Source organism: Boseongicola sp., from assembly GCF_057460485.1.
In genome coordinates this window covers 1-9,823 of sequence record NZ_JBVCWP010000144.1, presented here as the reverse complement: position 1 = coordinate 9,823, position 9,823 = coordinate 1, and the positions used below count along the sequence as shown (strand labels likewise).

General features: G+C 58.3%; 12 protein-coding genes, 1 tRNA gene and 1 pseudogene. 2 read left to right on the top strand and 12 right to left on the bottom strand.

The genetic code is table 11. The annotated features are described in order from the left end of the window. From olsA to AC221Y_RS15105, 4 genes are all read right to left on the bottom strand, one after another. Positions 1-714 (bottom strand): lyso-ornithine lipid O-acyltransferase (olsA, locus tag AC221Y_RS15120; protein ID WP_486707650.1); only part of this gene is annotated, 714 nt, incomplete at its 3' end. Further along, positions 711-1,487 carry an L-ornithine N(alpha)-acyltransferase gene (olsB, locus tag AC221Y_RS15115; RefSeq protein ID WP_486707649.1) on the bottom strand — a complete coding sequence of 259 codons (777 nt, stop codon included), beginning with the start codon at positions 1,485-1,487 and terminating at the stop codon, positions 711-713. The genes olsB and olsA, both read right to left, overlap by 4 nt. Before the next feature lie 116 nt (positions 1,488-1,603). Continuing rightward, on the bottom strand, positions 1,604-1,792 hold the full coding sequence (locus AC221Y_RS15110; RefSeq protein ID WP_299758015.1) for a DUF3553 domain-containing protein: 189 nt from the start codon (positions 1,790-1,792) through the stop codon (positions 1,604-1,606). A 12-nt stretch (positions 1,793-1,804) separates the two neighbouring features. Then, positions 1,805-2,185 carry a hypothetical protein gene (locus AC221Y_RS15105; protein WP_486707648.1) on the bottom strand — a complete coding sequence of 127 codons (381 nt, stop codon included), beginning with the start codon at positions 2,183-2,185 and terminating at the stop codon, positions 1,805-1,807. Here AC221Y_RS15105 and AC221Y_RS15100 point away from each other — a divergent pair. After that, positions 2,087-2,296 (top strand): annotated as a pseudogene (locus AC221Y_RS15100) (histidine phosphotransferase family protein); the annotation flags it as partial. The gene AC221Y_RS15105 and the pseudogene AC221Y_RS15100 sit on opposite strands and share 99 nt — an antisense overlap. Before the next feature lie 90 nt (positions 2,297-2,386). On the opposite strand, the gene AC221Y_RS15095 reads toward AC221Y_RS15100, so the two are convergent. The 8 genes from AC221Y_RS15095 to AC221Y_RS15060 all read right to left on the bottom strand — a co-directional run bounded on the left by AC221Y_RS15095 (position 2,387) and on the right by AC221Y_RS15060 (position 9,520). Then, complete coding sequence (locus AC221Y_RS15095) at positions 2,387-3,652, bottom strand: glutamate-5-semialdehyde dehydrogenase (protein ID WP_299758010.1); 1,266 nt, start codon at positions 3,650-3,652, stop codon at positions 2,387-2,389. A gap of 44 nt (positions 3,653-3,696) precedes the next feature. Then, positions 3,697-4,797: a glutamate 5-kinase gene (proB, locus tag AC221Y_RS15090; protein WP_299758007.1), complete on the bottom strand. Its 1,101-nt coding sequence runs from the start codon at positions 4,795-4,797 to the stop codon at positions 3,697-3,699. Next, entirely contained in the window at positions 4,785-5,819 is a 1,035-nt protein-coding gene (gene obgE, locus AC221Y_RS15085) for a GTPase ObgE (protein ID WP_486707647.1), read from the bottom strand. Before obgE ends, proB begins: the two co-directional genes overlap by 13 nt. Beyond that, entirely contained in the window at positions 5,816-6,847 is a 1,032-nt protein-coding gene (locus AC221Y_RS15080) for a GNAT family N-acetyltransferase (protein ID WP_299758003.1), read from the bottom strand. Before AC221Y_RS15080 ends, obgE begins: the two co-directional genes overlap by 4 nt. A gap of 3 nt (positions 6,848-6,850) precedes the next feature. After that, positions 6,851-7,393 carry a GNAT family N-acetyltransferase gene (locus tag AC221Y_RS15075; RefSeq protein ID WP_299758001.1) on the bottom strand — a complete coding sequence of 181 codons (543 nt, stop codon included), beginning with the start codon at positions 7,391-7,393 and terminating at the stop codon, positions 6,851-6,853. 161 nt (positions 7,394-7,554) lie between these two features. Then, positions 7,555-7,824: a 50S ribosomal protein L27 gene (rpmA, locus tag AC221Y_RS15070; protein ID WP_299757998.1), complete on the bottom strand. Its 270-nt coding sequence runs from the start codon at positions 7,822-7,824 to the stop codon at positions 7,555-7,557. Positions 7,825-7,837: 13 nt separating this feature from the next. Further along, complete coding sequence (locus AC221Y_RS15065; protein ID WP_299758027.1) at positions 7,838-8,497, bottom strand: 50S ribosomal protein L21; 660 nt, start codon at positions 8,495-8,497, stop codon at positions 7,838-7,840. Positions 8,498-8,695: 198 nt separating this feature from the next. Further along, positions 8,696-9,520, bottom strand: a complete 825-nt coding sequence (locus AC221Y_RS15060; RefSeq protein ID WP_486707646.1) for a DUF2059 domain-containing protein — start codon at positions 9,518-9,520, stop codon at positions 8,696-8,698. Positions 9,521-9,649: 129 nt separating this feature from the next. On the opposite strand from AC221Y_RS15060, the gene AC221Y_RS15055 reads away from it, so the two are divergent. Further along, positions 9,650-9,739 (top strand) — tRNA-Ser (locus AC221Y_RS15055). The last annotated feature ends 84 nt before the right edge of the window (positions 9,740-9,823 follow it).

Sequence of the window (9,823 nt, the reverse complement as noted above, 5' to 3'; positions counted from 1 at the left end):
GCTGGGTGCCGCAAGCACTTTCGCCAGATGGGTCCCAAAATCCATGTCGCCCCACCACCCATAGAACCGTTCCGAGGCGCCCTCTGGGGCCGCGTAAACGACGCTGACCGGCTGCACCCAAAGGATGTCGCGCAACTCCTCTGAAAAGAATGCGGCAAACAGCGTCGGCTTGAACGGCAAGACCCGCAAACCGTCCGTCGATGTGCCTTCGGGGAAGAACAACAGCTTGTGTCCCGCGGTCAGGCGATCCTCGAATACCTGTTTTTGCTCTGCCGCGTCCCGGACGGCACGGCGGATAAACACCGTGCCCGTGGCGCGCGCGAGCCAGCCAATCACTGGCCATCCTGCAACCTCGGACTTGGCGACGAAATAGACGCGCTTGCCCGCATTCAGAGCAAAAATGTCCATCCACGAAGAATGGTTGGACACCACGGCACCGGGGTGGGTCATCCGCTCACCGTGGCTGCTATACCCCATACCGAATACTCGAAACGCCGTGCGGCAGACACCTTGAGTGATGTGCGGCGTCCATGGGCGCGCCATCCCAAATACCGGACGCTCGACCAAGCGGACCGTCAGCAAGATCAGCAATCCGCCAAGCGTCAGCACCCCAAACAACAGCCCGCGCAGGATCAGCCTTACCCAGCCGTAAACGCCGGGCCGCAAAGGCGGCAGCCTGTCGTCCGCGCCAACCCAGGTCGGATCGCGGCTCATCCCCGCGACACCTGATAGCGCGCTGCCGCTCGCAGGTTCATGCGCGCCGTATCAAGAAGCAAACAGACATCGATCGTGTTGAAGGGCCTATCCACAAAAGCCCCCTCGCCGATCACCCCGCCAAGCCGCAGATAGGCTTTTATCAACGCCGGCACATTGCGCATTGCCGCCACGCGATCGATCTCGTCGTCTGGGATCAAATCCATCGTTTGAAAATGCTCGGTGCGCGCACGCACGCGAACATCCGCCGGTGCGAGGTGCTGATGGTGCAAAAGCGACAGCGCCTCGGCATGGGCCTCAATATCGGTGCCGTGAAAACTTGCGACGCCAAACAGGATATCAATCTCTTCGTCCGCCACGATCCCCGCCAGAGCGTTCCAGATATGGTACATCGCCATGCCACCGCGATAGTCCGCGTGCAGGCAGGACCGCCCCAGTTCCAAAAGCTTGCGCCCTGACGCCTTCAGCGTCGACAAATCGTACTCGTCTTCCGAATAATACTGCCCAATAGCAGCAGCCCCCGTATCGTCCAAAAGACGGTAGACTCCCACAACATGATCCAATGCCTCGCGATCGCGGCGCTTATCGACAAGAATCAGATGACGGAAATGCGGGTCGAAACGATCCCGCTCAAACCGGTCCTGGTGATCGACCAAAGCGCCATCGCCGCCAAGCTCTTCGACAAAAACTGCATAGCGCAGCCGTTCTGCCGCGCGCAAGTCGCGGTCGCTCAGGGCAAGTCGGGTGGTGAAATGAGCGTCTCCGCGGTCCATCCTGGGCCTTCGTCAGACAGGTTGCGGCCTTCTAAGGCCCTGCGCCGCGCAATGCAACGCCCGCCACTTTTGCGATCCTGCAAAAAGCAAGATACAATCTTAGGGTGTAGTTCGTTTCAGGGATCGCTTTCGAACAGAGGGACAAGTCCGATTCTCGTGCCATCAATCACCACTTTGCCCTCATCAGGAAAGTTCACTGTAACGCGCCCGCCGATGTTTGACTGTACCTGTCCAACACCCCAGTCAGGCATATCAGGGTGCGTCACAAGCATGCCTGGCTCAAGCAGGGCCGTCATATCTGACATCTTGATTTCCTTTCAATTACCAACCGAGGAACACGATGACCGCCCCCTGTTTGAAATGCCCTTATAAGCTGGCGTATCTGACACGATCTTATCAGCCCCCTGGGCGCAATTGGCAACGGGATCGAGCTTTTGACAATGTCCGGGCAAGGCATCAGCCCCTAGATCGCCCTCATCGCACAATCCGTCGAGAACGCGAACGCCCGAATATGGTTCCTCCGTGTGGCGTTCGGCACGGCACACCCGGAAATCAGTCAGAACGAAGCTCAAAACAGATTCACAAACACCCGCACCAAAGTGGACTGGCGGGTCGAAGGGGCTTTGCAGGGCGCGGACAGCAAGCTTGTATTTCTCGTGGTGCAATGCCTTGAAAACACCTTGCCTTGGGGCGGCCACATGACCCTCTCCCGGTTCGAAGGAAACTGGAAGCGCGTGGCGAGAGGATCAACGCCAACCCTGACCTTGTGCAGTTCCACAACAAACCCTGCAATCGCTGATAGCGTCGCCACCTCTGATGTGCATTTCGCACATTTGCTAAGTGCAGCCAAATCCGCTCGACGTTCGGTCGCGACTTTTTTAACGACAGGAAGGTGTCAGTTACGTTCTGATCGTTCCGTCGCCGGTCACAAGGTACTTGAAGCTGGTCAATTGCTCGGCCCCCACGGGACCACGCGCGTGCATCTTACCCGTCGCGATGCCTATCTCCGCCCCCATGCCGAACTCTCCGCCATCGGCGAATTGCGTCGAGGCATTACGCATCAGGATCGCACTATCCAGCCTTTGGAAAAACCGGTCCGCTGCGGCGTCGTCTTCCGTCACAATGCAATCGGTGTGGTTCGAGCCATAGGTCCGGATATGAGTAATCGCCGCGTCAACGTCTTCAACTACTTTGGCCGCGATGATCATGTCCAGAAACTCACGGCCCCAATCATCCTCAGTCGCCGGGACAACGCCGTCGATCAACGCCACTTCGCTGTCGCCGCGCACCTCGACGCCCGCGTCGATCAAGGCGCGGACCACGCCCCGCCCGATGGTGTCGACCACATCGCGGTGGATCAACAAGCACTCGGCCGCGCCACAAATCCCTGTGCGCCGGGTTTTTGCGTTTAATACGACCTTCAACGCCTTCTCCGGGTCGGCACTTGCATCGATGTAGATGTGAACAATGCCCTCAAGGTGGGCAAATACCGGCACGCGGGCCTCGCGCTGCACCAAACCAACAAGGCCTTTGCCGCCGCGGGGCACGATGACGTCGATCGTGTCCGTCATGATCAGCATCTCGCTGACCGCTGCACGATCACGCGTCGGCACGCGCTGAATTGCATGGATCGGCAAGCGCGCGGCCTTCAGCCCGTCAACAAGACAGCCATGGATTACACCGGTCGAGTGAAAACTCTCGGAACCGCCACGCAAAATGACCGCATTCCCGGCCTTCAGACACAAGGCCCCTGCATCCGCAGTTACATTCGGGCGGCTCTCATAGATCACGCCGATCACACCCAAAGGCGTGCGAACGCGCTTGATATGCAGACCGCTAGGCCGGTCCCATTCCTCGACTGTCTTGCCAACCGGATCATCCTGTGCGGCGACCGCACGAAGTCCGTCGCACATGTCCTGAATACGCGCCTCGTCCAGCATCAGACGGTCCAGCATCGCATCGCTCAGGCCCTTTTCGCGCCCGAACGCCATGTCTTTGACATTGGCAGAGATAATCTCGCCGCGTCGCGCCCAAACGGCGGCGGCGGCGGCGTTCAAAGCCTGCGTTTTGTCAGTGCTTGACGCAAAGGCCAATTCCGCCGCTGCGGCTTTCGCCTTTTGGCCAATGTCCGCCATGATGGTTTGAATGTCTGACACGTCTTTCATGTCCCTAGCCCTTTAAGATCAGCTCAAGTTTAAACGCCTCGCGGCTAAATCGCCATATCGTCGCGGTGCACAAGCGCCGCACGCCCCGGATATCCAAGGATCGCTTCAATCTTATCGGACCGCTGCCCCTTGATGGCGCGCGCCTCGTCCGCCGTATAGCGCGTTAATCCATGCCCAAGCTGCGCGCCGTCCGGCCCGACGATATCAACCGGGTCTCCCCGGCCGAATGTGCCGCGCACGGATGTCACCCCTGCGGGAAGTAAAGACTTGCCCCGCTCCAAGGCTCCAACCGCTCCGGCATCCAGGATCAACTCGCCCTTCGACTTCATCGCCGCGATCCAGCGCTTACGGGCCACTTGCGGATCGGTCTCTGGCGTAAACCATGTGCAAGGCTCGCCGTTTTCAATGCGCTTCAAAGGGTTATCTGGCGCACCTAAAGCGATCGCCATGGCCGCACCTCCGGCCGTTGCGGTTCTCGCCGCCATAATCTTGGTCTTCATCCCGCCCTTCGAAAGCCCTGTCCCGGCGTCCCCGGCCATGGCCTCGATCTCGGGCGTTATCACATCAATCACATCGTAACGTTTAGCACTTGCTTCCTCTTTTGGGTTCGCCGAGTAAAACCCGTCGACATCCGACAAAAGCACCAGCACATCTGCCCCGATTGTCACGGCAATCTGCGCGGCCAGTCGATCGTTGTCACCATAGCGGATTTCATCCGTTGCGACCGTGTCGTTCTCGTTCACAATCGGTACCACCCCCAGCGACAAAAGCTGCTCAAGCGTGGCGCGACTGTTAAGATACCGCCGCCGGTTCGCGCTGTCTTCCAGCGTTACAAGCACCTGTGCCGTTGTGATGGTATGTGGCTCAAGCGCTTCCTCATAGGCCCGCGCAAGACGGATTTGACCAACCGCTGCGGCCGCCTGGCTTTGCTCCAATGGCAAAACGCCTGCTTCAAGCGCCAGGGCTGCGCGTCCCAAAGCAATCGAGCCGGATGAGACCAACACAACATCAACCCCGCGTCCACGCATATCTGCCACGTCTTCGGCAAGCGTTTTCAACCACTTGGCTCGCAGTTTTCCGTCCTCGACCAACAGGGCCGAGCCGATCTTAACAACGATGCGACGCGCAGTCGTCAGGGACGCCATGGTCTGGGCTCCTCGACTTCCTCCTTGCGGCGCAGTTTATCTGCATCAATCTGGCCGCGCACCGCGCGCAGGACATCAATCAGCCCCTCGCGGCTGACGCCACTCATCATCATCACTGGCCCCGCAACCTCTTCCAAAGCTGTCTGGCGTTCTTCGCGTTCCTCATCATCAAGCGCGTCGATCTTGTTCAACGCAGTGATGCGCGGCTTCTCGGCAAGCTCGCCGCCGTAGGCCTCCAACTCGTGGATTATCGTACGATAATCTTCGGCAACCGTCTCGGACGTGCCGTCAATAAGATGCAGCAGGACCGAGCATCTCTCGACATGGCTAAGGAACCTATCGCCAATGCCCCGCCCTTCATGTGCACCTTCGATCAGACCAGGAATATCGGCCATCACGAATTCAACCTCATCCACGCCGACCACTCCAAGGTTCGGGTGTAGCGTGGTGAAAGGGTAATCTGCAATTTTAGGACGCGCATTTGACGTGGCCGCCAGAAATGTCGACTTACCGGCATTCGGCAGACCAAAAAGCCCGGCATCCGCGATCAGCTTCAACCGCAGCCATAGCTCGCGCTCGATTTGCGGCTGACCCGGATTTGAGCGCCGTGGCGCCTGGTTGGTCGAGGATTTGAAGTGCAGGTTACCGAACCCGCCGTTGCCACCTTTTGCCAACAACACCCGGTCGCCAACGTTCGTTAGGTCAGCAATGACGGTTTCTTCATCTTCGTCGAGAACTTCCGTCCCAACAGGGACGCGCAGTATGATGTCATCACCATCTTTACCGGTCCGCTGCTGGCCCATGCCGGGCTGGCCGTTCTTGGCGAAGAAATGCTGCTGATAGCGGAAATCGATCAGCGTGTTCAGCCCATCGACCGCCTCGGCCCATACATCGCCGCCCCGTCCGCCGTCGCCGCCGTCGGGCCCGCCGTATTCGATATATTTCTCGCGTCGAAAGCTCACGCACCCCGAGCCACCGCCGCCAGAGCGGATCGTAACGCGTGCAAGATCGAGGAATTTCATGTTGCTACCCTAAATGTGTCTCGCGTCACGGCGTATGTGATGACGCGCGAAGGCTCAAGCCTTCCCTTTGATGTGCCCATGTCATCGCCTGTGACACGAAAACCGTGTTTTTCCAACAAACGGCCCGAAGCGGGGCTGTCTTCGAAGTGGTCGGCGATCGCGTTTGTAACCGGAAAACGGTCGAAAATCTCGGGCAGGAACGCCGACAGCGCTTCCGTTGCAAGGCCCTGCCCCCAATGATCCGGCCCGAGGAAATACATCACGGACAACGGGGTACCACCGCAGCCAATGGCTCCGATCAACGCGCCCTCGCGCTCTATCCCAAGCATAAAGCCGGGCAAGCCGCCCCAACGACGTCCTTCAATCCATTCGCGCGCCTCCGCTTCTGCCCATCCCGTGACAAGCGACGCCGTACCGCGCGTCACTTCAGGGACGGCCAGAGACACCAAAGCCGGCGCATCCGCAGAGATTATCGGGCGAAGCGTAAGGCGCGGCGTAAACACTGTGAAACCAAGCCGTGCCTCCCACTGCTCGCGGCTCATAGCCATCTCGGTCGCCATCACGTCCTGGCTTAATGCGCGGGCTTTGCGTTGCGCTTCGCCAGTGGGGCGAAATCCAAGCGCGCGCAGAACTGCTCCCGAGCGTTCATTGCCTTGAAAATAGGCCGACGTTACGGATCGACGGCCGGTGTCTGTAAACCATTGTGCAATCACCACGCGCGCCGCCTCAAACCCATAGCCTTTGCGCCAAGCAGGCCGCGCCAGCCAATAACCCAACCCGTCTTCAATACCGATACAGCCCTGAAGGCCATCCTCATCACAAATCGCCCAAACCAATGCCCTGTTTTCAATGGTTCTTTCCAAAAACCAGGCAGCATCTCCATGCGTATAGGGGTAAGGTACGACCGATAGCCAACGGCTGACTTCGTAGTTGCCAACGCCCCGCACAAGGGCATCGGCATCGGTCATCTCAAGAGGGCGAAGCGTCAGGCGCGGCGTCCTCAGAACGGGAGGCGCCTGACGTGACATGGGTTAGTCGTCCAGACGCTTTAGGTAGGTCCACGTCGGGACCGTCGATCCGCGCGCAACCGAAAAGGTCTCGGCGTCGCCAAGGTACTGGAAGCCTGCGTTCGTCAGCACACGCGCCGACGCGGGGTTGTCCTGAAAGACGCTTGCGAACATCGTTTTGTCCGCATGAGGATTGGTGTCGATAAGGCCGCGCACTGCTTCGGACGCAAAGCCCGCGTTCCAAAACGCTGGGACAACCCAGAAGCCAACTTCCGACTGATTGCGATCCATACGCTCCAAAGCGACTAGACCCAAAAATTCGCCCAAGCCAGTGGCCGAACCATCCATGACCCACATGTCTTCCGCGCGGCTTTCGTCAAGCGAGCGCGAAATCAGCGTATCAACCGCACCGGGCGGCAAAGGATGCGGGATTGTGCGCGTCATGCGCGCGACCCGTTCGTCAGATCCGAATAATTCAAGGTTCCCGGCATCCGACCGACGAATGGCCCGCAACGTCATGCGGTCCGTTTCAACAACCGGCTGGTTGATTATTGCTTCAATTTTCACGCGGCTTCTCCCTCGCCTCGTTGATCGCACCAGCCGCCCCTCAACAACGGTACTTCTTCTAAAATGAGCTAGCAGGCCCTTGCCTCCAAGCCAGCCTTTAAATGAATAAGGGGGACCGGCGATTGCCGAACCCCCTTTAATACATCGCAACTAGGATCGGCTTATTCAGCGGCCTCCGCCTGCGGAAGCACCGAAATAAATGTTCGGCCCTTGAGACCCTTGTGGAAGGTCACGTGGCCTTGGGACGTTGCAAAGATCGTGTGATCACGACCAAGGCCAACACCCTCTCCCGGCCACCACTTGGTGCCGCGCTGACGCACGATGATGTTGCCCGGAATGACGGCTTCGCCACCGAACTTTTTTACGCCAAGGCGACGACCGGCTGAGTCGCGGCCGTTACGGCTGGAACCACCTGCTTTTTTGTGTGCCATTGGTTGTTACTCCTTATTCGGCGGCGAGGGCTTTGGCCTGATCGACCCAGCCTTCGCGTTCAATACGACCTTTGAACGACAGCTTCTCGTCGAACTCGGTAATGTCAGCAGCGCCCCACGCAGCAATCTGCGCGAATGACGTCACGCCAGCAGCGTTCAGCTTCTTCTCAAGCGCCGGGCCTACACCCGACAACTTTTTCAAGTCATCTGTACCAGCGTCAGCAGCTTTCGCCTTCGGCGCGGCAGCTTTGGTTTCTGGCGCGGCATCTTTCTTTGGTGCAGCCTTCTTGGCAGGCTTTGCAGCCTCGACAGCAGCAACCGAAACAGACCCGGAATTCAAAGCGGCTTTTATGCCGGACTTTTCGGCACCCTTTTCAAGGATGTCCGTCACGCGCAAAAGCGTCAGTTGCTGACGGTGGCCCTTCGTACGCTTCGAGCCGTGCTTACGCCGACGCTTTACGAAGTGGATGATTTTCTCACCCTTGATCTGGTCTATGACTTCGGCCTGAACGCCGGCACCGTCAACAAGCGGTGTGCCCACAGTAGACCCTACCATCAGAATCTCGTTGAATTGGATTTTTTCGCCGGCGTCCGCTGCGAGTTTTTCCACGCGGAGCACATCGCCCGCCTGAACCCGATATTGCTTACCACCGGTCTTCATGACCGCAAACATCTGATCTTCCTTCATTTTCCGCGTCCTTCGGCCCCCGGAGCTTTTCCGGATGTTGCGGTACGATACCGCCTCGAACAGCGCGCCATTTGGCGACATTAAAATAGTAAATGGCGGACATTAGCCCGCCAGAGTGCGGCTTATGCGTCGCAGCGCCCTGTAAGTCAAGGGGATCCGGCCCGCGAAATCACGTCAAACCGCTCAGATATCGTCGCCCTGCACGAACCGCGATGCCGCACTTCCAAGCGAATACGAGAGGCGGTTGAACACCACATCAAACCCCGCAAAAAGTGCGCGGTTTAGATCGCGCCCAGCCTTCGTGAGCGACAGCGCCTCATACGCCGCCAACTCGTCTGCGGACAGCGGCTCGTAGGCCATTGCAAGGTAGGGCATCATCCAGTCCACAGTATCCGTTCGAATTTCCGGCTCCTGCTCCCAGACATCGCGCAGGATCACGTCTTCGGTCAGATCGAAACTGCCGCCATCGGCCAGTCCACGGTAAAATGCGAGCGACGCGTTCAGCGCGCCCGCCACATTCATTTCGATCAAATCGTTCGCGTCCACAAAGCCTTCCAGAGCCTTTTGTCGTTCTGGGTTGCGCTTGGCCAGATCTGCGTAGGCCTCCTTGGCGGCCTCTTCGACGTCATCGTCGAGCAGCGCCTCGCGTGCAGACAACTCCAGCGCAATAATCTCGCGCCCCAAGTCCGAGGCGAAAAACGCTAAAAGCGGTGTCACATCGCTTTCGGACAATTCTTGGTCAAACGCGGTACGAAAACCGTCCTCCATCCGTTCCGTATCATAAATCGACGAGGCAATGGGCCGCCAACCGTTGGCGCGTTCGGGGAACATAGATTGGCGAAGCTCATCAGATTGCTCAAGGCCCTCGGTGCGCATAGTGGCGATCAACTCAGGCGTACCAATGGCCTCGAAAAGCGTATCAAGTTCGGCCTGCGTGGCGGATGACGCAGGTGTGACGGTCAAAGCGACGGTTGCGGCAAGGACCGTGAGGGGCGCAAATCGGGACATGGGAGCTCACTATTGTTCAATAACAAAATAGGCCGTGGGTCGCATCAATCCAAGGGCTTGCACTGCATTTGCACGAATTGGGTTGCGGGCACGCGATCGTTCCACTAAATCGCGGCCCAGACTCTTCGCGGAGAGGTGCCGGAGTGGTCGAACGGGGCGGTCTCGAAAACCGTTGAGGGTGAAAGCCTTCCCAGGGTTCGAATCCCTGTCTCTCCGCCAATATCTGCAAATAAGTAATTGTTTTTATGATATAAAAATAGATACTTATTTTTACCTTCCCACATAAGTACGCGCATTCAATTT

Coding starts and splice junctions, on each gene's coding strand:
- olsB (WP_486707649.1), bottom strand. CDS start 1,487: ATGGACCGCGGAGACGCTCATTTCACCACCCGACTTGCCCTGAGCGAC.
- AC221Y_RS15110 (WP_299758015.1), bottom strand. CDS start 1,792: ATGTCAGATATGACGGCCCTGCTTGAGCCAGGCATGCTTGTGACGCAC.
- AC221Y_RS15095 (WP_299758010.1), bottom strand. CDS start 3,652: ATGAAAGACGTGTCAGACATTCAAACCATCATGGCGGACATTGGCCAA.
- proB (WP_299758007.1), bottom strand. CDS start 4,797: ATGGCGTCCCTGACGACTGCGCGTCGCATCGTTGTTAAGATCGGCTCG.
- obgE (WP_486707647.1), bottom strand. CDS start 5,819: ATGAAATTCCTCGATCTTGCACGCGTTACGATCCGCTCTGGCGGCGGT.
- AC221Y_RS15080 (WP_299758003.1), bottom strand. CDS start 6,847: ATGTCACGTCAGGCGCCTCCCGTTCTGAGGACGCCGCGCCTGACGCTT.
- rpmA (WP_299757998.1), bottom strand. CDS start 7,824: ATGGCACACAAAAAAGCAGGTGGTTCCAGCCGTAACGGCCGCGACTCA.
- AC221Y_RS15065 (WP_299758027.1), bottom strand. CDS start 8,497: ATGTTTGCGGTCATGAAGACCGGTGGTAAGCAATATCGGGTTCAGGCG.
- AC221Y_RS15060 (WP_486707646.1), bottom strand. CDS start 9,520: ATGTCCCGATTTGCGCCCCTCACGGTCCTTGCCGCAACCGTCGCTTTG.